Origin of the sequence: Candidatus Nitrospira nitrosa (genome assembly GCF_001458735.1) — a bacterium.
GTDB classification, from domain to species: domain Bacteria; phylum Nitrospirota; class Nitrospiria; order Nitrospirales; family Nitrospiraceae; genus Nitrospira_D; species Nitrospira_D nitrosa.
Map to the genome: position 1 here is coordinate 152056 of NZ_CZQA01000012.1, position 25189 is coordinate 177244.

Below are 25189 nucleotides of genomic sequence, written 5' to 3' on the forward strand. Positions count from 1 at the left end.
TAAATCAAATGTTACGGCATACGAGATAATAGTTTCTGATAGGACTGTTTGAGCTCGTGCAACGCACTGTTCATCCCGTCCTGTACATCCTGCCATTTCTTATCAGTGGTCTGCTTCAACGCATCGAGCTGTTCTCGTACACCATCTTTCTTTTTCTCTAACTCGTTGAGTGACTTTTGCAGCTCCGCTCGAGTGGACGTTGATGCATCTACCACTTTTCCACGCAATGCGACGATCTGCTGCTGAAGCGCCGCCAGTTCATCCTGCGCTTTCCGTTGGAACGCCGCTTTTTGCTGATCCGTATACTCCTTCGTTGCCTCAATGGTTTCACGAGCTTCTTTGACGATCTTGTCCGCCCCGGCCGTCGACTCAGCGCCAACGTTCTGACAGACGATCAAACCGGCTATCGAAACCCAGAGTACTCCGCTCAGCCATCGACATCGCATCGCCTCTTCCTCCCTGGAATGCCTCAGTATAGTCAGGACCTAGGGGCAAAGTCACGACTGCTAAACTTTCTGGGGAGAGCAACCGACAAAGCACTGTCGTGAACAGCAGGGTCACAACCTGGGAGCCTCTCCATGCCCTCTGACGCTCAGCCCGCGGGAACTCCACTCGAACAGCTTGAACAGACGCTCATACAGAAAATCGAGGCAGGGGATATTGAGCTCCCACTCTTGCCACAAGCCGCCAGTAGAGTGATGGCACTCGCGTCAGATCCAAATGCCGATGCGGCAAAGCTCTCAGCGTTGATCCACCAAGACCAAGCCCTCGCCGCGCATGTTTTGAAGATTGCCAATTCGCCGGCCTACATGCCCAGAAGTCCGGTCGTCTCGCTCCAACACGCGGTCGCCATGTTGGGGATCACCCTGCTATCGGAAATCGCCTTTACCGCCTCATTGAAAGTCGGCGCGTTCCAGGTGGCAGGATATGAAGATGAAGTCAAACAGCTCTGGCGGCATTCGCTGGCCACCGGGGCCTTTGCAAAAGAAGTCGCCCGGGCGAAACGTATGAATATTGAAAGCGCGTATCTCTGCGGACTATTGCATGAAATCGGGAAACCCGTTGTCCTGCGGGCAACCACGATGATTGCTCGTGAACCAAGCAATAAATGGGTCACAGCACTGTCCACGATACTGGATAACAAATCCCATGTGAAAACACTGATCGAGGGCTACCATACCCGTGTGGGCATTCTGGTCGCCGAAAAATGGAGTCTGCCTAAACAAGTGGCGGAGGCGATTCAATATTACGGGGATTACGAGCATGCCACTGCCTTCCGCCAGGAATGCATGCTCACCTTTGTTGCGGATCGATTAGCGAGCCACCTCCTGACGCCTGAAGAAATGCCCGAAGACAGTCTCCGCGATCATCCGGTATTCGCAGAGTTGAACCTGTACCCTCAAGACGTCGATAAACTGCTGACAACCAAAGAGCAGGTCTTAACCATTGTGAATTCGATAAACCTATGAGCACACCAAGCACTTACGACATCATCGTGATCGGCGCCGGCCCGGCAGGCCAGAAGGCCGCAGTCCAAGGCGCCAAGGCTGGCAAGCGGGTCGCCCTCATTGAACGGGAGCGAGGAATCGGCGGCAGTTGCGTCTATCGAGGGACGATTCCCAGTAAAACGTTGCGAGAAAGTGCACTCCACCTCGATCGGCTCAAACGGGCGGGAGAAGCGTTGCAATTCAATTTGAAGCCGGACACCCAAATCGCGACTCTCTTAAGCCGGCTTGAGCAAGTCGTCCAGGCACACGATTCGTTCATGAGCAAGCAACTTCGCCGAAACGGCATCTCCCTGCTTCATGGGCGGGCACGATTCGTCAACGCCCACACCATCGAGATGCAAACCGTCGATGGGGCATCTCAACTATTCACGGCAGGCACGATCGTTGTGGCGACCGGATCACGCCCCAGAAATCCAAAAGAAATACCAGTCGACCATGAACATATTTTGGACAGCGACTCGCTCTTGTCGATGCTGTACCTCCCTCAATCCTTGGCTGTGATCGGAGGTGGAGTCATCGGCTGCGAGTATGCCTCCATCTTTGCGTTATTGGGTGTGGAAGTCACACTCATCGATCGTGCACCCTACCCACTGCAATTCATGGATAAAGAACTGGTCGAGCAGTTTGTCAAAGGACTGGAACACTATGGCAGTCACTATCTCGGCGAAAGCGAGATCGTTGAGGTCCGATGGGATGGGGTGACGCATGTCGTCACCACACTCAAGAGCGGCACGATCATCAAGAGCGAGAAAATGCTGGTTGCCCTTGGCCGGCAAGCAAACATCGAAGATTTGGATCTTGAGGCAGCCGGTCTCTCTCTCTCAGACAAGGGACTCATCCCTGTGAATCAATCTTGTCAGACAAACATGGAACACATCTACGCCGTAGGCGATATGGTCAGTGGCCCAGCGCTCGCATCAAAGGCGATGGAGCAAGGACGACGCGCCGTCCGGCATGCGCTCAATCTCCCGGTCGGTGATGCCGCTTCTACCATCCCGCTGGGCATCTATACCATCCCTGAAATGGCCAGCATTGGCCTGGATGAGATGGGAGCCAGAGAGCGGTATAAGGATCCGCTTATCGGACGAGCAAAGTTCGAGGAAATTGCCCGCGCGCAGATATCCGGGGCCGGTCAAGGTCTGCTCAAGATGATCGCCGACCCAGCAGGTGAACGGCTACTCGGGGTACAGGTTGTTGGGGATTCCGCGACTGAACTGGTTCACCTGGGACAATTGGCCCTCCAGAACGGCGCAACCGTTGAATCGTTTATCGATAACGTCTTTAACTTCCCCACCTATGCTGAGGCCTACCGGATTGCTGCGCTCGATATCCTCGGCCAAGTGGCAAAACGCCAAGCAGCGAAAGCCGCATAACCAGCTTATACGACTCGTCAGGACAAGTATCATAGTCCGCTTCAACTCCCCATATGCGACCAAGCTGTCGTCATCATCATTTTCCAGTCCGCCCCTGTCCGCGTACGTCCACGACCGGTAAAATCTCAAACACTCTCGCCCTCAAAGATCGAGAGGGGTATGGCATTCTCTTCAGATTACACGCGGCAGCCGCGCAACCATCAATTTAATCAATCCCTAACAACGACCGATAAGTGACCTGAACGGCCTCGCGCTGTCGATCACCTAAGACTCTCTTGCCTACACGGCACGAGTATGACGAACAAGCTGTGAGAGGGATTATGCTTCAACGAGGAAGAGCACGGCTGCTCCCAATCCATATCCTGGTGGTGTGCCTTACTGGATTGATCAGGTTGCAACTCTCGAGCGATGTCTCATTCGCTGCGAATGCCGATCCCGTACAAAATACGCCCCCTGAGTTGACAGCACTCAGCCTGGAAGAGTTGATGAAAGTGGAAGTGACCTCCGTCAGTAAACAAGCACAGCCACTCTTTCAAGCAGCAGCAGCGGTCTTCGTCATCTCCCAAGAAGACATCAGGCGATCTGGCGTCACCACGATCCCCGAAGCGCTTCGCATGGCGCCGGGCATTCAAGTCGCCCGCCTCGATACCCATCGCTGGGCCATCAGCTCACGGGGATTCAACGGAGAATTCGCCAACAAGTTGCTCGTGCTGATTGACGGCCGCACGGTCTATTCGCCTCTTTTCTCTGGCGTATTCTGGGATGCACAGGACACCGTCCTTGAAGACCTCGATCGCATCGAAGTCATTCGCGGACCCGGCGCTTCACTCTGGGGTGCCAACGCCGTGAACGGCGTCATCAATATCATCACCAAAAGAGCCAAGGACACGCAGGGACTCCTCGCCGTCGTTGGTGGGGGAACGGAGGAACGAGCATTTACCATGCTCCGCTACGGGGCCTCAATGGGGGAGCATACCCATGCCCGCCTTTACGGAAAGTTCGCTGACCGTGACGAGTTCGTTCGGTCCGATGGGTCGCCTGGAGGGGACGACTGGCGAAACGGGCGAGGAGGATTCCGCCTCGACCACGATCTGTCCCCACATGACACCCTGACCATTCAGGGCGATTACTACAGAGGCACGGAAGGATTTGGGTTCACGGAACCGCTCCTCACGACACCCTACAGTCGGTCGATTCGTGATCGATGGAGTTACTCCGGAGGCAATGTCCTCTCTCGATGGAAACACACCTTTTCAGACAGCTCCTCACTCCTCGTCCAAACCTACTATGATCGAACCGAACGAGAGAGCCGCCTGTTTACGGAACGACGAGACACCTTCGATATCGATCTCCAGCATTCGTTTGCATGGGGAAACGCCCACCACGCCATCTGGGGGCTCGGTTATCGATTCACGAACGACCACATTGTTGATTCCACGACCATCCGCACAAATCCCACCAATCGTGGCTTGAATCTCTTCAACGGATTCATTCAAGACGAGTTCACCATTATCCCGAAAACCCTTGCTCTAACGGCTGGGACAAAAATCGAGCATAACGATTTTACTGGGTGGGTGGTACAACCAAGCGGTCGTCTTCGTTGGACCCCAATCCAGACCCTCATGTTTTGGGGAGCAATTTCTCATGCCATCCGTACTCCTTCGCGTGCAGAGGAGAATTCCACGCTCGACCAGACGGCCTTGCCACCGAACGCCCTGTTCCCAGGATCGCCGGTCGCGTTAACGACATTCGGAGGCCAACCAGGTTTCCGCAACGAGTCGTTGGTGGCCTATGAAATCGGCGCACGCTTCCAACCGTTGGAAACATGGTCGATCGATATCACGGCATTCTACAACCGATACGATCGGCTGAGAAGCATCGAGCCTAGCACTTCCTCGCTCGCGACAAGTCCGCTTCCTCCTCATCTGCTCATCCCCTTCGTGGCGAACAACAAACTTGCCGCGGAAACCCACGGGGTGGAACTGTCGTCAGAGTGGCACCCCATCGACTGGTGGCATCTACGAGCGACCTACTCGTATTTGAGAATTCAGATGATCACCGGCACCTCACTCGACCCCACCGGAAGAAATGCCAACGGAGAAAGTCCGCAACACCAGGCGTCTCTCCGGTCCCTCATACAGCTTCCCGGCAATCTCGAACTCGATCTCTGGGGGAGATTCGTGGATCGACTCCCCACACTGAACATCCCTGCTTACGTCAGCTTGGACACCCGGCTTGGCTGGAAACCAACAAAGAGTCTTGATGTCTCCATTGTTGGACAAAACCTGCTCGAATCCAGGCGCCCAGAGTTCACTTCAGCCTTCGTGGCACAAAGCGGGACCGAAGTTCAGCGAGGCGCCTACGTCAAGTTGACCTGGCGGTACTAAGGCAGGGACCTCTATTTCTTGATATGGATATTTGTTCACTCATACAGACGTGTAGGTCAATGACAAGACGGACGAGAGGCGTTCTGTTTATAACCACGGCCTTGTATACCCTGTCCTTAGACGTCCTGAATAGTTACGCTGCTAACCAAGTGCCGACCACAGACCCCCTCGAACAACTTTCCTTGGATCAACTCATGACTGTAGACGTCACCACCGTCGCGAGAAACACCCAACCTCTCGCTCAGGCTGCCAGTGCCGTGTTCGTCATCACCGATGAAGATATCCGCCGTTCCGGCGCGACGTCCATTCCGGAAGCGCTTCGCATGGCACCAGGTATTCACGTTGCCCGCATCGATACACATCGGTGGGCCATCAGCGCTCGTGGCTTTAATGATGAACTCGCCAATAAACTGCTGGTCCTGATGGATGGACGCACGATTTACACCCCAACCTTCTCGGGCGTGTTCTGGGACGTCCAGGATACGGTGTTGGAAGACATCGATCGAATCGAAGTGGTGCGTGGCCCAGGGACGTCGCTCTGGGGGGCCAACGCCGTGAACGGCGTCATCAATATCATCACAAAGAAAGCGAAAGATACACAAGGCTGGCTGGCCGTCGCCGGAGCAGGAACCGAAGAGCGTGGCTTCGGAACACTGCGCTACGGAACCGCACTTGGCAACGATACGCATCTCCGAGGCTATGTCAAAGGTTTCTTGCGCGATGCACTCGGGCACGCAGAGAGCAATCGGACCTTGGACGCGTGGCGACAGCTCCGCACCGGCTTTCGTATGGATTCACAATTGAACTCGGCACAATCCCTCATGGTTCAAGGAAACTATTATGACAGTCGATCTTCGGCATTTTTTGAAGAACCCCAGTTGACTCCCCCCTACAGCAATCAGACAGTGGACGACGTTCACGCGTACGGAGCCAATGTCCTCGGGCGATGGAAATACGATCTCGGGAACGGGGCGGCATTCATCGTGCAAAGTTACTATGACCGCACCAGCCGGCGTAGTCTGCTATTCAGCGAGGATCGCGATACTTTTGATCTGGATGCCCAACACAATTTGACATGGGGAAACCACCATCGCCTCCTGTGGGGAGCCGGGTATCGCATGACGCAAGACGAGTTCGTCACCACCCAGACTATCGTGATGTCCCCAGCCCGTCGCACACTCAATCTCTTCAGCGGATTCCTCCAGGATGAATTTGCACTGATTCCCAATCGACTCGCACTGATCGCCGGCACCAAAATTGAACACAATAGTTTTACGGGGTTTGTCGTCCAACCGAACGGTAAACTCCGGTGGACCCCGAGTGAGACGCTGACCTTGTGGGCCTCTGTCTCTCGCGGCTTCCGCACGCCATCACGCGTGGAACAGGATGGGCGCGTCAACAGCCGGGTAATCCCCCCGAACGGACTCTTTCCCGGCTCGCCAACCGCACTTGCTGCACTCTTGGGTAATCGTAGCTACACGAATGAGTCGCTCATGGCGTACGAGATTGGCCTGCGCAGCTCGCTGCATACGACCTTCTCGGTCGACATCACGGCTTTTTACAACCAATATAACCACCTCCGAAGTTTTGAACCCGGTGCAGCGAGCATGGAATTTGTGCCGACGCCTCCGCACCTCCTCATCCCGCTCACCGTTGACAATAAACTACGCGCAACCACCTATGGCATGGAACTCGCCCTCGACTGGCGTGCGCGGGAATGGTGGCAACTCCAAACCTCCTATACCTTCCTGGCGATGGAGATGCGAGCGACCGACTCCAATGATCCTACCCGCGACAGTGTTCCCGGCCAAAATCCACGGCATCTTGTTTCTGCCCGATCACTGATGACCCTGCCGGGGAATCTCGAGTTCGACCTATGGGGACGATATGTGAGTGCACTCTCTTCGCTAGGAATTCCCAGCTATCTCACTTTGGATACACGGCTCGCATGGAAGCCAACCAAACACTGGGAGTTCGCTGTCGTGGGGCAAAACCTACTGGATCCAGAGCATCCTGAGTTTTCACCCAATTTCATCCCTCAAATTCGAATGGAAGTGCAGCGTGGAGCCTATGTCAAGGCTACGTGGCGATATTGAGCAAGCATGGAAATGAAGAAGGCACAGACTCGATGAGCACTCGCCCACGACAACCCGTCCGCCATAGAATTCATCGGAGAGCGCTGTCGCTCGCGATGATGCTCGTCGCGCTATGGCCCGGTCCCATGCTCAACGCAGGAGAACCGGGACCTCGGGCCGAGTATCTCCTCAAATCAGCATTCTTGTACAACATCGCGAAGTTCGTCGATTGGTCAGAGCACGAGGGGACGTCTCTCGTGATCTGTATCACCAATGACGTCTTCGGTTCAACCATCGACAGCATCGTCGGAAAGCCGGTTCAAGAGCGTCAGATTGCTTCGAGACATCTCACCAGCCCGCAAAACGTGCATGGGTGCCACATCATCTTCATCGATATGCAAGATAGACGGCGGGCTACCGAATTTCTCACCACTCTTGCCGGCGAACCCATTGTGACCGTGTGCGACCAACCCGACTGTACACGGCAAGGCGTTATGATCAACCTCCAGAAACACGAAGATAAAATCAGTTTGGAAATGAACCTTGGAGCGATACAACGCACCAATCTGAAATTCAGCTCAAAGCTGCTGAAACTTGCCCATATCCTGAGTGAGCCATAACCACCATCAGCCGATTTACCCGTAGAGCTGCCGGCGATCTGACTTTGCCGTTGGACCTATCGTTCGACGGTCTGCCAGTTGGCGCGCTCTCCTCCCATCGCCACATAGTACGCATCCGTCAAAAATTCTCCGCCCCACAGCACTCGTTTGACGACCGGCTTCCGTCGAAAGATGTTGCGCGCCGTGATACGTTTAAAAACCTGCACACTTTGTCCGTGGGCCATCTTCGGAAGAGCACTGCATAATAGATGAAGGTGCCCCTTGTCCGTCCCTATCGCGTCCCTCTCAATCGGAAAACGTTCTGCAATCTCGGTCGCCATCTCCTAGAGAATCGCCGTCACTTCATCATCCAGCAACGCCTTGCGGTATTTGACAGGAACGACAATATGGTAATGGATGCGCCACGCACAGTGCGCTCCTTTTCTGACCTCTGCCGCTCGCTGATCCGGCATGCATCCGAGGGTACCAGAGAAGAGGATCCCCGTAGCAAGTAACCGTTTGGCAATCCGCAATCAGCTCCAAGACCACTCAGAACGAACATTGATTTCAAGTTACCGACTTCATCCACCGATACAGTCGTGAAGGATTCAATTCACGGAGGCATCTATGAAGTGGTTCAGCCTGAGATCTATACAGGCGATGGCCACGACATTATTCTGGTGGCTACTCACAACAGTCAGCAGCTCCGCTTCAGAAGGATTGATTGCCCACGCTGCGGATGTCTCCCAGTCAAATACTCAGGCGACACAGGACTTGACTGAACTGAGGCTCGAACAATTGCTTGCCATGGAGGTGACCTCCGTCTCGAAAAAGGCTCAACCGCTCTCACAAGCCCCCTCCGCCATTTTCATTGTCACTCAGGAAGATATCCGTCGATCTGGCGCCAACAGCATTCCTGAGGTCCTCCGTATGGTACCGGGACTTCATGTCGCACGTATCGACTCGCAGAAATATGCCATTACGTCCCGTGGCTTCAACGGACGCTTTGCGGATGATCTCTTGGTCTTGATCGACGGACGAACCGTATATTCCCCGCTGGTCGCCGGAACCTTCTGGGAGGTGCAGGATTTCCCGCTTGAAGATATCGACCGCATCGAAGTCATCCGTGGGCCGGGCGGAACACTCTGGGGTGCCAATGCGGTCAACGGCGCCATCCACATCATCACGAAGAAAGCCAAGGATACTCAAGGGGCGCTGATCACAGCCGGGGGCGGCACAGAAGAACGCGCGTTCGCCACCCTGCGGTACGGAGGAACCATTGGAAATGCGCTGTCATATCGACTGTACGGGAAAGGATTCGAACGGGACAGCACCTCCGGTACCGATGGTAACCACGATAACTGGCGCATGGGTCGAACTGGCGGACGTCTCGACTGGGAACCCAGCACTCAGGATTCTGTGACCCTCCAAGGAGATTACTACCATGGACTCGCGGGACAGATGACATCGTTTCCCACTTTACTCGCGCCTTCTTTTTCGAGGAGTGCGATTGAAGACATACGGATGTCGGGCGGGAACGTACTCGGACGATGGAAACACCAGTTCGGCTCACAGAATGAGATGATCCTCCAACTATACTACGACAACACGCGACGCAACGAATTATCGTTCATGGAAATCCGGAATACCGTTGATGTGGACTTCCAACACCGTGCTGCTTTGCCGTTCGGACAAGACCTTGTCTGGGGAATCGGCTATCGCGTTAGTGGCGACCGACTGCGCAACAGCGAAAATCTGGCCTTTGACCCTCCGGAACAGAGTCTCCGGACTTTCTCTGCGTTTGTCCAGGATGAAATCAAATTGTTTCAGGACAAACTCCGACTGACGGTTGGAGCGAAATATCTCAAAAACACGTATACAGGAGGGCTGATCCAGCCAAATGTCCGCCTCCTGTACAATCCAACCCCCAATCACTCCATTTGGGGATCCGTGACCCGATCCAATCGCCTGCCTTCACGCTTTGAACGTGGCAGTCGACAACTGATTGCCGGCACACCGACCGAGTTCGTAGAGTTACAGGGCAATTCAGCTGTGCGCAATGAGAATTTATGGGGCTACGAAATCGGGTATCGGGCACAGCTCAGCGTCAACCTCTCCGTCGATGCAGCAGCTTTCTATAACCACTACACACATTCATCCGGCGAACAGGAACTGTCCGAATCGCTGGTGCTGATCCGAAGCAATGTCACGACGCGGACGTACGGAGGCGAACTGGCGGGGGAATGGCGCATGTTGACCTGGTGGCGTCTCCGGCCGGCGTTCTCATACTTTCAAGTTCGCCGTTCGGCGCCGGAAGGAATTGAGGTCGAGTCCGGTGAGGAACCTGCGCATCAATTGTCGATTCGATCTCTGATGGACCTCACGAACACACTCGAGTTCGACACCACCTTTCGCTTCGTCGATCGCCTTCCTGGGCTTGGCATCAGCAATTACCAAAACCTGGATGTTCGGCTCGGATGGAGACCCACCAGCCACGTTGAATTCTCACTGGTTGGACACAATCTCCTCGAAGCTCGACATCACGAATTTAAGCCTGAATTTATTCAGACCAGCGTCTCGCAGATCCAACGAGGCCTATTCGCAAAGGTGACATGGCGATTCTGACCGATCATTGCACCGCGACTCGTCCTCTCCATACAGGTGGACGAGATCTGCCTCCCGAAACATGGCTGGGGTGGATGGCTGCGTTCACACGGTGTCTGGTCGGCCTGATTTGCACTCTGACCCTCTTAGGACTTCCAGTAAGTCCTCAGACCATGGCCCAGGACCACCACGAAGAATATGCACTGAAAGCTGCCTTCCTCTACAACTTCGCCAAGTTCGCTGAATGGCCAACCATGTCATTTCCCAATGACCATGCGCCGTTCGTCATCTGCCTCGCCGGGAATGACCCCTTTGGCCCCAACCTCACAAGCCTGGAGGGAAAACTGGTCAGAGATCGGCCCCTGGCGACCAAGCCTATACCGGGTAACGACAATCTCATCGGTTGCCACATACTGTATATCAGTCCCGGAGAGCTCAAACAGACACGCAACATCTTACAGACGCTTCAGAAGTCACCAGTCCTGACCGTCTGCGATGCCGAGGGCTGTGCAGAGACGGGAATCATGCTCAACATGCGAATGGTCGAAAACCGAGTGGCGCTGGACTTGAACTTGGAAGCAGTCCAGCAGACCCCCCTCAAACTCAGCGCCCAGCTCATCAGGCTGACACGTATCGTGAAAGGGCACCCCTAAGATGTGGCGTTCCTTTAAGTACTGGCCAATCGAAAAAAAGCTGACCGGCCTGGGACTACTGTCTACCGGCCTGGCCCTGCTCATCGTCATCGTGGTGTTCGTCATCAACGATCGACTATCAGTTCGTAGCACGATCGAGGGCCGCATGGCCGCACTTGCTGACGTCATCGGCACCAATAGCACCGCAGCCCTTTCGTTCAGGGATCAAAAGGCAGCCAGCGAAACGCTCGCCGCCCTTCGCCAAGAACCTCACATCGTGTCCGCCTTCACGATAGATGGTGATCAGAATATCTTTGCCACATACACCAGTCCCATGCACGCTGGTTCCACATCGAGCTCTTTGCAAATACTCAACAGCATAGAATTAGTGACAGCACGGCAGAGTCACATTGTCGATGGCTATCTTGAGGTCTTAACGCCGATCTTCTTTGATGGACAGCGCATTGGCTGGATCTTGCTCCGATCGGACCTCAAAGAACTCGACGAGCGCCTCAAGCGGTCTGTAGGAATTGCCATTGTGATCCTTTTCGTATCCGGGCTTTTCGCGCTCTTCATTTCTGGAAAACTCCAACGCATTATCACCGTCCCGCTCCTCCATTTGGTCGCCACCATGCGGGAAGTGTCTGAGAAAAAAGATTACTCTCTACGGGCCGCCTCATTATCCACTCACGATGAGATCGATGTGCTCTCCAATGGACTAAACGCCATGTTGGCGCAGATTCAGATACAACATGAGCAACTGGCTCAGCACAGGGAAGAGCTGGAAACGAAGGTGACCGAGCGCACCCGCGACCTCGTCGAGGCAAAAAATACGGCCGAAGCGGCTAGTGTTGCTAAATCGCAGTTTCTCGCGAACATGAGTCATGAAATCCGAACGCCAATGAATGGCGTCTTGGGTATGACAGAGCTCTTACTGACCACCCAGTTGAATCAGCGCCAACGTCACATGGTCGATAGCGTTCATCGGTCCGGTACCGCCCTCCTGGGGATTATCAACGACATTCTGGACTTTTCAAAGATTGAAGCGGGCAAACTTGAGCTAGATCAGATTCAATTCGACCTCCGTCAGACCATCGAGGAGGCCGTGGATCTCTTTTCCAAACCGGCAGGGGAAAAGAGGTTGGAATTGACCTGTTTTATACCAGCAGAGACGCCCCATACAGTGGTCGGCGACCCAATGCGACTCAGACAAGTGCTGCTGAACCTCTTGAGCAATGCCGTGAAGTTCACAGAACGAGGGGAAGTCTCTCTGCGAATTCACTGTCTGTCCAAGAAAGCTGAACAGGTGACCTTGAAATGCGAAGTGCAGGACACAGGGATCGGCATCTCAGAAGAAGCCCGGAGGCGTCTCTTTGCCGCGTTTTCTCAGGCCGACGGCTCGACCACACGCCGGTTCGGAGGCACAGGGCTCGGCTTGGCAATCGCGAAACAATTGGTTCACTTGATGGGTGGCGAGGTCGGTCTCGAGAGCGTACCAGGCCAAGGCTCCACCTTTTGGTTCACGATGCAGTTGAAATACGAGGCCAGACACCAGCCATCAGATGCGACAGCGGCTCAATCCCTTGCCGGTATCCGGATCCTCATCGTCGACGACAACGCCACCAATCGGTTTATCCTGGAATCCCAGTTGAAGACCTGGGGGGCCGAACCCATCAGCGCCGCCAGTGCAACGGCTGCATTAGAACAGCTGAACCAGGCCGCGATCGAACGCAAGCCCATCGACATGGCCATTCTGGACATTCACATGCCTGACATCGACGGCATCATGCTGTCACGAATGATCAAGACCAATCCTCTTTTTAGTCATATTCCTTTGTTGGCACTCAGTTCGGTCGACCAAGAGTCGTCAACGGATGAGACCGCCGGTGGATCGACCTTTTTCGCATGGCTCAGGAAACCGGCCAGACAGTCTCTACTTCGAGAATGTTTACTGCGGCAACGATACGCCTTGCCAGACACAGGGCCGCTCACAAAAGAACTGGAGCCAAGACCAGCCATCATTGGAGGTCACCTTCTTCTCGCTGAAGACAATCCGGTCAACCGCGAAGTGGCAGTGGGAATGCTGGAACTCCTCGGGTGCCGAGTCGACATCGCCGAGCATGGCCGCCAAGCCGTTGAGGCTGTCTCAAAACGCCGCTATGATCTCGTCTTGATGGACTGTCAGATGCCTGAGATGGATGGATTCGCCGCTACCGCTGCCATTCGACGGCATGAACAATCCACCGGTGCCGGCCGGCATGTTCCCATCATCGCTCTGACTGCAAACGCTATGGAAGGCGATCGGGAGAAATGCGTGGCGGCTGGGATGGACGACTATCTTTCAAAACCATTTTCGCAGGCAGGCCTGCAAGCCGCCATCCGACGGTGGATGGACACGAGGCCAACCGATTCGTTACCCTCCCATCCGACACTCAGTAAACAGCGCACTTCGACAACCTCCACAGAAATTCCCGTCATTGATGAAGCCGTCTGGGAGAATCTGCTGGCCATGGAACGAGCAGGCCGTTCGGATGCCCTGCACAAGATTCTCTCACTCTACCTCTTAGATTCGAAGCGCCTCATGGGAGTACTTCAGGCCGCAATCCAGACAGGAAACGAGGCTGCGCTCAGGGACGGCGCACACCAATTGAAATCATCGAGCGCTCAGGTCGGGGCGCTAGCCGCCAGTGTTCAGGCCGGAGAGATCGAGCGCCTCGCGCGACAACAGCAATTGGATGCCGCTGCTGATCTGCTTGGTCCGCTCAATGAAAGTGTGGAGCTGGCCTGCAAGGTTTTCATCGCTAAGATGCAGGCGCGAGCGGCATAACTTCTTTGTGCTCGTGGAATTATGCAGCCTCGTTGTCGTCTTGCATCTTCTGGTAGGGTTCTTTCTCCAACTCCGTCGTCACCGCACGAAGCCGGGCCCATTCCTCCGCCCCGAGATTCACAAACTCACATCCAAAGCTACTATCTCGATACCATCGAACGATCGCGTGAGAGATCACGATGGGGGATTCACGGTCTGAAACGTGAACTCTCAGCTGAAGAACCGTCCCTGGATTCACCTCTACTAAACTACGGACGCGACATCCTCGGATAGATAGTTCAGTCAACATCCCATCCCCTGACATGCTGTTCGCCGAACTGAATGAGCTCCGAAACCCAACAGGGAATCGGCTATCTTTCCGTTGTTCCATGGACATCCCTCCCCTTGCGGAACCCAGCCCCTTGAGCCTCGCCTTCACAGAAGTGCCACCACTGACCACCAGCAATGTCTATGCCGCCTGTCTTCCGGGCGCGCGGGTATCAACACGAGTAAGCCGTTGCACAAATTCTTCTGCCGACATTGGACGCCCGAAGTAATGGCCTTGCGCTTGATCACACCCCTGATCACGAAACATCTTCAACTGCTCTTCGTTTTCGACCCCCTCGACCAACACCGTGAGGTTCATACTATGCGCAAGAGAGATAATCGCGCGGGAGATTGAAACATTGGCGGCGTTGTGCGGCACATCGTACGTGAATGATTGATCGATTTTGAGCATATTCAAGGGAAACCGTTGTAAGTGACTCAAGGAGGAATAACCGGTTCCAAAATCATCGATCGACAGTCGAATACCCATCGCCCTCAGTTCCTGCAGCATCTCAATGGACGTTTCGACATGTCGCATGGCGATTGACTCGGTCAACTCCAACTCAAGAAATTCCGGGTCAAGCCTGGTCTCTTCCAAGGCTCGTGACACGGCGTTCACCAACGAGGCCCCATGAAAGAAAGAATTGGAGACGTTGACCGACATTCGAATAGGGAGATAACCAGCATCTTGCCAAGCCTTTCCTTGCCGGCAGGCCATACCCAGTACGGCTTCGTCCAGCTTTCGGATCATGCCCGTCTCATTGGCGACAGGAAGAAACACGGCAGGCATCAGCAAGCCACGCAGAGGATGATGCCATCGCACTAATGCTTCGGCACCCACGATTCTGTTGCTTCGGATATCTATCTGCGGCTGGTAATACACGGTCAGTTCATGATGGTCCAACGCCTTTCGCAGGTCATTTTCCATCTCAAGCCGATCCGCAGCCATGGAGTTCATGGTCGCCGAGTAAAATTGTGCATTGTTCCGACCTCGTTCCTTCGCCTGGTACATGGCGACATCGGAACTCTTCAGGAGTTGATCCACGGACTCTCCATCGGTCGGAAAGATCGCAATCCCCACACTGGTGGTGACCGAAATCTCATGGCCATCGATCAAAAACGATTGCGACAGCGATTCTAGGATACGTCGGGCAACCACCCCGGCATCCTGAACCTGTTGGATGTTCGTCAACAAGACCGTAAACTCGTCCCCTCCCAAGCGGGCTAATTCATGGGCCTCGCCCTTCTCGACCGACCGACTGATGGAATCGCTGTGCCTGACAGACTCTGCCAAGCGATCCGCAACCTGCTTCAACAACAGATCACCAATGTTATGACCTAGCGTATCGTTAATGACCTTGAACCGGTCCAGATCAAGAAACAAGACTGCGAGCGTTGAGTGATAGCGACGTGCATGAGCAAGCGCTTGTGTGACGCGATCTTTAAATAAGACACGATTCGGCAACCCCGTGAGACTGTCGTAATAGGCCAGCCGGTGGATTTCTCGCTCGGAGCGCTTTCGTTCACTGATATCCTTGGCCGTCCCCACAATCGTCAGTATTTTTAGCTGATCGTCGAAGACCGCCTCAGCCTGTAGATTCACCGTAAACTCACCCCCGTGTTGAAAGACGATCCGGTGATCAATATCACAAGGCTTCCGTTCGGCAAGAATCGATTGCAGCGCTCGGTCCACGAGATCGCGATCATCCACATGCACCATATCGAGAAATGCGTCTTTCGTTTCTCGAAAATCTTGTGATCGAATGCCCATCAACCGACAGAGTTCCGGAGACACCAAAAACCGCCCCGTGGAGGGATGCCATTCCCAATTGCCGATCTTGGCAATCCGCTGCGCCAAACCCAGCCGCGCCTCGCTCCGCAGAAGTGCGTTGAGCGTGAGACTCCCGCGCAGCATATACCGAACTCGATGCCCCAAGATGGTCGCATTCGTTGGTTTGGCGATGAAATCCGTGGCGCCGTACGCATAGGCACGACCAATCGAGTCCTCATCATCCAGCGCCGTCATCACCAGAATCGGCACGCGCTTCCCTTCCACCGACTCACGCAGCTTCATACAAGCGGCAAATCCATCCATCACAGGCATGACTACGTCCATGATGATCAGATCGGGACGCCTCGCGGCAAACTGTTCTAAGGCATGTACTCCATTTGAGGCTTCGCACACCTCAAACCCAGCCTGTTTCAAGGCCTCGCGCACGAATAATCTGACCATCTCCTCATCATCGACCACGAGGATGACGGCTGTCCTTGTCTCATCTACCCCTGGCATATCACGCTCACACCTGCTCTCTGGACGACTCATACCGTTGGCATCTCCGAGAGGGTGCATTCAAGATCCTAACGCAACAGGTGGTGAAATGCATGCGCGGGGCTGTGCCAGTTCAGAATTTTCCGTGGCCGATCGTTGAGCATTGCCTGCACTCGCTTGATCTCGCCTCGTGACACCTTGTTAAAGTGGGTCCCGGCGGGAAAGAACTGCCGTAGGAGCCCGTTGGTGTTTTCGTTGGTGCCCCGTTCCCAGGGAGAGTGGGGATGCGCAAAGTAGACCGGCATCTGTGTCTGGGTGGTAAAGCGCCGATGGTCGCGCATCTCCTGCCCCTGGTCATACGTGAGAGACCGGCGGAGCTGCGGCGGCAGTGTCCGGATAGCCCGGACAAAGGCCCGTCGTACGGCGGTCGCATGCTTGGCCTTCAGCGGGACCAGCAGGGTAAACCGTGTTGTGCGTTCGACGAGCGTCCCGAGCGCCGAGGCATTGGCATGGCCGACGAGCAAGTCGCCTTCCCAATGGCCCGGCACGACACGCGCAGCTACTTCGGCTGGTCGGTCATCAATGCTGACCATCTCCTGGACGGCATGCGAGGAGAGCCGGACCTTGTGGGGCCGCCGAAAACGATGCCGCCGCCGGAGGTGCCGAGTGAGGGCGCGCTTAACGGTGTCGGGGGGTAACCCATAGAGATAGCCATAGATGGCTTCATGCGAAATCTGCCTCGCGGGATCTTGAGGATACTGCTGGCGCAAACTGTGGGCAATCTGTTCTGGCGACCAGCGTTGTGCCAGTCGGGCCAAGACCGCTCGGCGGAGTCGGAGGTCCGCCGCAAGCTTCCGGGGTTTCCGTGGCTGATGGGCCCACCGAGTCGCCCGTTGATGGGCTGGCACCGCGCGATAGGTCACCGGGCTGGTGCGGTGCCGAGTGAGTTCACGTGACAGCGTGCTAGGCGCGCGCTGCAGGGCGTGAGCCGTTGCACGTAAACTATACCCGGCGGCGAACATGCGACTGAGTTCTTCACGTTCCATAAGAGTCAATCGGTGATAGTGTCCCATGTACAACTCCTTGGTTCCTGGAATCTCCAGGATACAGGCGTTGCACTAGGACCTTGAACCCACCGAGTCCCTTGATCGCTCGGCGGATGAACTGATCTGTTGCTTCACCGCAAGCCGTCGCATCGACGCATGACGCAGTGGAGAGCTCACGAGACGAATGTGCATGGCGTGCACTCTATGCCGAACAAGCGTGCGGCACCAATCCGGCCGTTCGACCCTCTGCCCTAACACCTGACGATACCAGCAATTTTTGATGCGTAAAGAGTTTGGAGAAAATTCGCTTCGCGGTGCTACGCAGGTTGGTCAGGGGATCCCCTCAGCCAAGGAGGAGTGTTGATTCTTGTGTAACTCGATGCTCAACACCACACCATCATATGGAGTAATGGCTTTTCGCGTGGAGGTAGAGATTCGGACTAAAACACGGAGGCGGGCTTGAAACAGGGTTCAGAATGCGTGAACTGATTGTGTATGGCTTTCCATGAGACCAGAAGATTACCCCTTTATGTTCCCGATTGGACGCAGTTCCGCCACCTTTTTAGTAATACCTGCACGGTCGACCGTCTCGACGACATCAGAAATATTCTTGTATGCGAACCCGGCCTCTTCCGCCAAACCTGACATGGATACGGCTTTGACAAGGATGCCACGCTGTTTCATTTCCTGCTGAAGCTGTTCGCCACGAATCGCTTTCTTGGCCTGTGCCCGCGACATCGTCCGCCCTGAGCCATGCATCGTAGACCCGAATGTCTCAGCGACGGCTCGGTCTGTACCGACCAGAAGATAGGAACCGGTCTCCATCGATCCTCCGCAAATCACCGGCTGGCCAGTTTTCTGAAAATCCCACGGCAAATCCGGGCTCCCCGGGCCGAACGCTCTGGTTGATCCCTTGCGGTGAACCAATAGATCTCCTTCGGGATAGCGCTCAACCTTGGCGATATTATGAGCGACATCATAGACCAACTCCATGCCCAACTCCTCAGCCGACAGCCCAAACACAGCTGCGAATGCTTCGCGAATCTGATGGGTGATGACTTGTCGGTTGGCAAAGGCCGTATTGGCTGCACAGTTCATGGCGGAGAAATAGTCCTGTCCTTCTGGTGAACGAAACGGAGCGCACGCGAGTTGCGGATCCTTCACAGAGATCCCATACCGCCGCATCGCCTTCTCAAATACTTTGAGATAGTCGCTGGCAACCTGATGGCCAAACCCACGGGACCCGCAGTGGACCATCACCACAATCTGACCCTGGCCGGTAATGCCCAACGCCGTAGCCGTCTCAGGATCGAACACCCGGTCGTTCGAAACAACCTGCACTTCCAAGTAATGATTCCCAGAGCCCAGTGTCCCCAGCTGATTGATCCCCCGCCCCACCGCATGATCGCTGACGTTGGACGGATCAGCACCTGCGATACAACCGCCTTCTTCAATGTGCGCAAGATCCCGATGCCAGCCATAGCCTTCTTCAATGCACCAGCGAGCACCTCGTGTCATCACCCCTTTGAACGAACTTCGGTTCAATCGGATGAAGCCTGCTGCCCCGACGCCGGCCGGCACACGCCGGAATAATTCGGTCATGAGACGATCCAGTTTCGGTTGCACATCTTCCAAGGTCAAATCCGTGCGGATCAGACGCATCCCACAATTGACGTCATACCCGACCCCTCCGGGAGAAATAATTCCCGACCTGGTATCGAACGCGGCAACACCCCCGATGGGAAACCCATAGCCCCAATGCCCGTCCGGCATGCAGAGCGCATAGCGCGCAATACCAGGGAGACAAGCCACATTGGTGACTTGATCGAAAACACCGCGGTCCATCGTCTGTAAAATACCCGGCGTGGCATAGATCCGCGCAGGTACCAGCATCCCTGCTTTCTCAGTGACGGGGATCTCCCACACCTCATCGGTCACCCGATTGACCCGCATATCAGTATTCAATTTCATACGTCGACCACCACCTGAGCATACCAGCGCATTCCCTGCTGTTTCACTTCATACAGATGCTTCGTCACACCCTTCACATCATTGTGGAGTATCTGAGTTGTCTGATCCACGGGAGCGCCTCGTAGTACAGCAGCAAGCGTCCATGTGGTGCCTTTCTGAACCACGGAAAGGTTTGCTTCGTGAAACACCACCCCCGCCGCGTCTTTCCAATACACCAGATCCGAGAGCCATTCAAAGAGCAGCTCGTCCAGAGCTCCGCATACGTGTTCAATCCTACGCTCCCATGTCATTGCCACCGTTGAAGGATCGGCCAATGTTTCCAACAGCGCATCAGTCGCTGCGCGAAACAACTCCTCCACAGAATCGCCTTCCGCTTTGAAGGCCAGGTCCGCTACCGCAATATCGTCAAGAAATTGATACGAATGCATTCTGTTGCCTTGAGCCCACTGACAGTATGACGCAACCGGGTTGGCTATTCAAAATGACCGCTCAGGTTACCATGCTGCCATTGGGGCGAGCCTCGACTGAGCTTGCGAAAATCAAAGACTCGTCCGGACCTGGATAGGTGGAGTGTTTGAGCGAGGCAGGAATACCGCTGAACGTGTGTTCCAACAGCAGGCTAGTCGAGCACGAATTGCTTCGGGAAATTTGTCAGATTGCGGCAGCCGTCCTTCGTCACCAGCACCATGTCTTCAATGCGAACCGCGCCCAAACCAGGATAGTACAGTCCTGGTTCGACCGTGACCACATGCCCTTCCTGGAGGAGTGAACCCGTTCGGCTGATACGAGGCGCTTCATGAATATCCAGCCCCACCCCATGCCCGGTCCCGTGAAAATACCCTTGCATACGTCCATTCACCAAACCTGTCTTGTAACCTGCCTTCTCGAACCGTGTACAGATACCTTGATGGATCTTCATCCCGTCAGCGCCATCCTTGATTTTCGTGATGGCTTCTTCCTGTGCATCTTTCACCGTGCTATACAGGCGCTTGAGCTCAGGGCTCGCTGTCCCCCGTATGACTGTGCGCGACATATCGGCGAAGTAGCGACTCGTGGCAGAGCGAGGGAATACGTCAAAAATAATACTGCGATGAGCGGGTAACGGCCCGCTCCCTTCATTGTGGGGATCACAGGCCTGCTCCCCACCCGCCACGATCGTATGCTGAGCGATACAGTCCAGTTCCATGAGCTTCACATTGATGAACTTTTTCACCCGCTCGGAGGTCACCGCCTGACCATCCAGCCAGAGTTGCGTCCCCTTAATTTCGGCCCGGCGTAACATGGCATGAGCAGCGGTCACAGCTTCCTCCGTAGCCCGCTGCGCGGCTTCGATATGGCGGACTTCGTCCGGCGTCTTCATCACACGTTGCTCATAGAACAGTTCCAACTTCGGTTTCAGACTATAGCCACGCTCCTGCAACCGAGCGGCATGGATGACTGGAAAACTCGCCGGCACCGACAGGCGTCGAATCTTCGACTCCTTTAAGACCACATGCACGATATCGACGGCTGTCGGAGCTTTGATGCCCTGTTTCTTGGCCTTCTGCTCGACTTCAGAATATGACAACACTCGATCCACCGATGCCTCGGACCGGGCGCGATCCATTTCCAGATCGCTCATCACCATCACCCGTTCGCCTCTGATTTCAAGATAGATGAAGGGGTCGGGAGCTATGAAGCGGGTGGCGTAATACAAATTCGAATCCTGTTCACTCGCAGCAATGAACAGCGTCGCAACGTCTGGCTGGGAGATAGTACTGCGTTTCATGGATCAACTACCTAAAAGTGGACACCCAGCAAGGCGGGAGGAATGCGCTCAAGATGCTCAAAATGGTTGCTCGACGAGGCCGCAGCAAGTGAGGGACCGAGGCGTACCCTCTGAGGTACGTTGAGGGACTAAACGACGCGAGAACGAAGCCGACAAGCATTTTCAGCATCTTGAGTCGGATGCTAGCATGGGGGCGTGGGGCGGTCAAGAATTCGATCGGACGAAAACTGTTGCCAGTTATGGTCTGGCGGGAGGCGGCGCTGGCGTAAGGTCTTTGGATCGCACACCGGTTTCTTCATCCGGCGTCACCAAGTCCATCGGCAGCGTCAAGGTATTGGTAAGCACATCGACCGCCAGCTGCGCCAATCCTGAGAGACCGGACGCAAATGACTTCACCGGCAGGTAGGTCACCTCGGGATCTTCCAGCCCGCCTTTCACGGTAAACATTGCCGTGGCTAAGCCTTTGCGATCTCCCGCAATGATTCGTCCAAAGAGTGGAATCGTCTTGAGAAATTGGGAATAGGATCCAAACGGGCTCACTGCCACTGCGAGATCCAGCTGGTCTGTGGGCAAATCATAATTTCCCGCCGCGGTAATCTTAAGGATTGGACTGTCGATGATCAAATTTTCCGTTTGAAACAGACCGTTTTGAATGGCAATCGTTGAGGAAATTCTGTTGTAGGGTAGCCCCTCTTTTTCCAACTCGACCTTCCCTTGCAAGACGGCGGGAAGATTCAACAGACTGATGATTTTCCAAACGGCACGCTCGTTTGTTTTCAGGATTCGTCCATTTTCCAACAAGACGTCAACCTTGCCATTCAACGAGGGATAGATGCCATGGGGATTTCGTCCATGGCCACGAATCGCGCCACTGATCCGCAACTCTCCCGACACCCCATGCGCTTGTGCCTTGGCCAGCTTCAAGACATCATCAAATTCCATACCCGTGGCCCGAAACGAGAGGTCAAGGTCAGCCGGCGCGTTGGGTGGAAGCTGTACGACCAGCCGTCCCGCCACATGCCCATGACTGGATTCCCCGGATAAGCGATCCAGGTCAAGCACCCCATCCTGAATGGTGATGCGTGCGGACAGCGAACTGAATTTGAGATGTTGGTAATGCCCACGCGCCACGGCCGCGGTCATCGTCACCTGACTGGTTGCTGCCAGCGTCTCGAGGAACTCTCGGACAGGCGAGCGCCCGCCCTTGGGGATCAATAAGCTCAGGTCAAGCTGGTTAGACTCAATCCTTCCGATGATGGATGGCTTCGTCAGCCAATTTCGAACCGTGGCCTCCATCGCGACATCGCTACCCTGGACTTTGAACGACAGTCGTTTGAGCTCAGTCTCGTTGCGGAGAAATCTGACACGAGCATAGAGATCCTGAATGTGCCCATCGACTTCCTTAGCCTGCAGCACCCCATTCGTCAACCCCATCCATCCGGTTATTCGCCAGGCATGCCAGTCCGGTTCTCGGCCTTTGATCTCCAACGAGAGCTCGAGGTTCCCCACTTCAAGTCCGCCCTTGGAGATCCATCTCGGAAGACTGGCAACCGGGATGATCCCTGTTGCGACCGCCATATCAACCAGGAAACCATTCCCGAACTGCAGGGTACCCTTAGCGGGAATCGTCAACGATGGCAGAACCAGCGCGACTCGGTCCAACTTGATACTCGCAGTTTGGGGCAGCACTCCCTCAAACTCGACCGCCGCGCGAGACCCAATAGGTTTATCGATCACCCCAAGCACGACCTTCGCCTCGTCCAGTGCGATGGATCCTCGGACATGCGGTCTCGTCGTCACGCCTGAGAGCGTCGCCGTTGAGCTCAGAGTCCCCTCGAGTACACCCCGATCAATGGCGGAAGATCGGAAGAGCCGGACTATCTGAGCCGCATCGCCACGTGTACGAATAGACAGATCTTGAAACTGACTGGTCGATCCCCCGGTAATCGTCCCCTGGACCTGGACGGCCATTCCCCCAAGATTCCCCGTCACCTGATCAAGTTGAGTTGCGCCATCAGCCAACACAAATCGCCCTTGCACCCCGGTCATCCGCTCCGGCAAGGCTGGATGATTCAGGCTGATGTGACGGGCGGTAATCTCCCCACCGGCAAATGTGATTCCTCCGGGTTGATTCAACGGACCGACGAGGCGAAAGGTCGCAACCGCCGTTCCCTCCGCATCTCGAACCCCGGCAAACACCTGTGCCATCCGCTCTGTTTTGACCGTCCTCGAGAGAAACTCTATCAACGACGTGGCCCCCATCTCACTCGTCATCTCCAGGTCCAACCACGGCCCTGCGTCAAGAAACGACACCTCCGCTTTCCCATCGGTCAACTGCATCGTTCCATAGTTCCCCGTAATCTTGGAGATACGCACCCGCCCGGTTTCGACCAGGATCACCGCCGCCAAGTCTGTTGCCGCGACATGATCACGACCGATGAGCGCATGACCTTCTTGCACATGAAATTCCCCGGTCGCCGACAACTGAGGGCCGGTCGCGGTCGAGCCGGTCAGTGTGGCCTTCACGACCTGTACCTTGCCGTCGATGCGACGTTCTTCCAACAGGGCCGGTAACTGTGGATGGATCCACTCCGGAGAAATGGTTTTCAGCAGTTGCGGCAATGTCACAAGAGAACTGGAAAAGGTCACGGAAAAGGTGGGTTGCGGAGTCAGGACGCCGGCAAGACTACCATGGCCCGTCAGGGTGATCTCGTTCAAGTGTGCACTCATCTCCGATAACACCATGTCATAGCCGGCGACACCCGGCATAACACGCACGGCACTCCGCAGATTCAACGAACCTTGGAGATGATCTGAAACCGGTCTTGGGCCAAGAAAGTCGGCCGCATCACGCACCTTGATATCAGCGGCATCAATATGACCATCAAATTGCAGTCCAGGAACCGGCTCCCCCACATCATCACCTGACAAGGCGACTGGCTGTTCCGCCTGTTTGATCGCCCCATCCAGGGACACCCTCGAAACTCCATGCGTACCCTGATGGGACATCGCCACATGCACGTCGGCAACGCCCTGCTCTGGATGAATCGTGAGGTCACACTCAACATGTTCCAGGGTAATGGACCGAATGCCATCCGGTCTGGCCGCATCCATCACCGTGATCGTTCCATTCAGAAGTTTGGCCTGCCGGACCATGAAGGTCCGTGCCATCAGAGCCATGGTTTGCTGATCGGTATCCGCTTGCCCGTTCACCCCATCCAAGATATTCCACCGACCACGTTCATTCCGACGAAGGGTCAGCTTGGGCTCCTCAATCAACAATCGTTTTCCGACAATTTGCTTCTTCAAGAGCGGGAAAAACCGAAGGACCAGATCGACGCGCTTCGCTGTGAGTACCACTTGCGCCGATTGCGGGTCATGGATGACGACTTCTGAAAGCTCCACGCGAATGCCGGGAAACACCACAAACTTGACCCGGTGGACATCAATTTTCCGACCAAGACTCTCCTCCAATTGTTCCAGAACAAAGTCCTTGAGATAGTCTTGACCGGTCAACTCTCGTGAAAAGGCGAGGAACGTTCCGGCGAGAACGATGAGAACAAGTATGCTCAGGAAGGCTAACCGAAAACGGGACACACGACCCCCTTTGGATACCGGAAAGGAATTCGGCGGCATCTTACCGAATCACCTACATGAAATCCATCAACGCGGCATTCTAGGAGGGAATTCCAAGCTAAGAGATCCATAATAAAACTGACTCCACCTCATTTCCGCCATACCGCATCCATGACACACAAAATCCGTCATCGTCACAACTTCATGAGAACAGCACCGGATCAGCCAGGTGCTCATCATTTCTCTAT

At 55.0% G+C, this 25189-nt stretch carries 18 protein-coding genes; 8 read left to right on the forward strand and 10 right to left on the reverse strand.

What is annotated here, in order from left to right:
* Positions 1-11: 11 nt before the first annotated feature.
* Entirely contained in the window at positions 12-446 is a 435-nt protein-coding gene (locus tag COMA1_RS18465; RefSeq protein ID WP_090751007.1) for a sll1863 family stress response protein, read from the reverse strand.
* 132 nt (positions 447-578) lie between these two features.
* Here COMA1_RS18465 and COMA1_RS18470 point away from each other — a divergent pair, with 132 nt between their 5' ends.
* From COMA1_RS18470 to COMA1_RS18490, 5 genes are all read left to right on the forward strand, one after another.
* Positions 579-1469: an HDOD domain-containing protein gene (locus COMA1_RS18470; RefSeq protein ID WP_090751008.1), complete on the forward strand. Its 891-nt coding sequence runs from the start codon at positions 579-581 to the stop codon at positions 1467-1469.
* A complete protein-coding gene (gene sthA / locus COMA1_RS18475) occupies positions 1466-2881 on the forward strand; it encodes a Si-specific NAD(P)(+) transhydrogenase (protein ID WP_090751009.1) in 1416 nt (471 codons plus the stop codon). The genes COMA1_RS18470 and sthA overlap by 4 nt, the downstream gene beginning before the upstream one ends.
* 320 nt (positions 2882-3201) lie before the next feature.
* A complete protein-coding gene (locus COMA1_RS18480) occupies positions 3202-5268 on the forward strand; it encodes a TOL_0244 family TonB-dependent receptor (RefSeq protein WP_090751010.1) in 2067 nt (688 codons plus the stop codon).
* 194 nt (positions 5269-5462) lie between these two features.
* On the forward strand, positions 5463-7364 hold the full coding sequence (locus COMA1_RS18485; RefSeq protein ID WP_176698172.1) for a TOL_0244 family TonB-dependent receptor: 1902 nt from the start codon (positions 5463-5465) through the stop codon (positions 7362-7364).
* A gap of 32 nt (positions 7365-7396) precedes the next feature.
* Positions 7397-7963: a YfiR family protein gene (locus COMA1_RS18490; protein ID WP_141654416.1), complete on the forward strand. Its 567-nt coding sequence runs from the start codon at positions 7397-7399 to the stop codon at positions 7961-7963.
* Between the two features lie 56 nt (positions 7964-8019).
* Here the strand turns inward: COMA1_RS18490 and COMA1_RS18495 are convergent, their stop codons facing one another.
* Both COMA1_RS18495 and COMA1_RS21895 read right to left on the reverse strand, forming a co-directional pair.
* Positions 8020-8283 carry a transposase gene (locus tag COMA1_RS18495; protein ID WP_090751013.1) on the reverse strand — a complete coding sequence of 88 codons (264 nt, stop codon included), beginning with the start codon at positions 8281-8283 and terminating at the stop codon, positions 8020-8022.
* 3 nt (positions 8284-8286) lie between these two features.
* Positions 8287-8415, reverse strand: coding sequence for a hypothetical protein (locus COMA1_RS21895; protein ID WP_281176277.1), 129 nt, complete (start codon positions 8413-8415; stop codon positions 8287-8289).
* A 154-nt stretch (positions 8416-8569) separates the two neighbouring features.
* On the opposite strand from COMA1_RS21895, the gene COMA1_RS18505 reads away from it, so the two are divergent.
* Genes COMA1_RS18505 through COMA1_RS18515 form a run of 3 tightly spaced genes read left to right on the forward strand, consistent with a single transcriptional unit; the run spans position 8570 to position 14005 of the window.
* Positions 8570-10567, forward strand: coding sequence for a TOL_0244 family TonB-dependent receptor (locus COMA1_RS18505; protein ID WP_090751015.1), 1998 nt, complete (start codon positions 8570-8572; stop codon positions 10565-10567).
* Positions 10555-11199, forward strand: coding sequence for a TOL_0243 family YfiR-like periplasmic protein (locus COMA1_RS18510; RefSeq protein WP_090751016.1), 645 nt, complete (start codon positions 10555-10557; stop codon positions 11197-11199). Before COMA1_RS18505 ends, COMA1_RS18510 begins: the two co-directional genes overlap by 13 nt.
* Position 11200: 1 nt before the next feature.
* Positions 11201-14005: a response regulator gene (locus COMA1_RS18515; RefSeq protein ID WP_090751017.1), complete on the forward strand. Its 2805-nt coding sequence runs from the start codon at positions 11201-11203 to the stop codon at positions 14003-14005.
* A 19-nt stretch (positions 14006-14024) separates the two neighbouring features.
* Here the strand turns inward: COMA1_RS18515 and COMA1_RS18520 are convergent, their stop codons facing one another.
* From COMA1_RS18520 to COMA1_RS18550, 7 genes are all read right to left on the reverse strand, one after another.
* Positions 14025-14375 (reverse strand): PilZ domain-containing protein, encoded by a 351-nt coding sequence (locus tag COMA1_RS18520; protein WP_176698173.1) that lies wholly within the window; start codon positions 14373-14375, stop codon positions 14025-14027.
* Positions 14376-14453: 78 nt separating this feature from the next.
* Positions 14454-16601 (reverse strand): putative bifunctional diguanylate cyclase/phosphodiesterase, encoded by a 2148-nt coding sequence (locus COMA1_RS18525; protein ID WP_176698174.1) that lies wholly within the window; start codon positions 16599-16601, stop codon positions 14454-14456.
* Between the two features lie 68 nt (positions 16602-16669).
* Entirely contained in the window at positions 16670-17653 is a 984-nt protein-coding gene (locus COMA1_RS18530) for an IS30 family transposase (RefSeq protein ID WP_090744603.1), read from the reverse strand.
* A gap of 492 nt (positions 17654-18145) precedes the next feature.
* Positions 18146-19597 (reverse strand): RtcB family protein, encoded by a 1452-nt coding sequence (locus COMA1_RS18535; protein ID WP_090751020.1) that lies wholly within the window; start codon positions 19595-19597, stop codon positions 18146-18148.
* Positions 19594-20025, reverse strand: coding sequence for an archease (locus COMA1_RS18540; protein WP_090751021.1), 432 nt, complete (start codon positions 20023-20025; stop codon positions 19594-19596). The genes COMA1_RS18535 and COMA1_RS18540 overlap by 4 nt, the downstream gene beginning before the upstream one ends.
* 191 nt (positions 20026-20216) lie before the next feature.
* Positions 20217-21365 carry a M24 family metallopeptidase gene (locus tag COMA1_RS18545; protein WP_090751022.1) on the reverse strand — a complete coding sequence of 383 codons (1149 nt, stop codon included), beginning with the start codon at positions 21363-21365 and terminating at the stop codon, positions 20217-20219.
* A 237-nt stretch (positions 21366-21602) separates the two neighbouring features.
* Entirely contained in the window at positions 21603-25001 is a 3399-nt protein-coding gene (locus COMA1_RS18550) for a DUF3971 domain-containing protein (protein ID WP_090751023.1), read from the reverse strand.
* Positions 25002-25189: the final 188 nt, after the last annotated feature.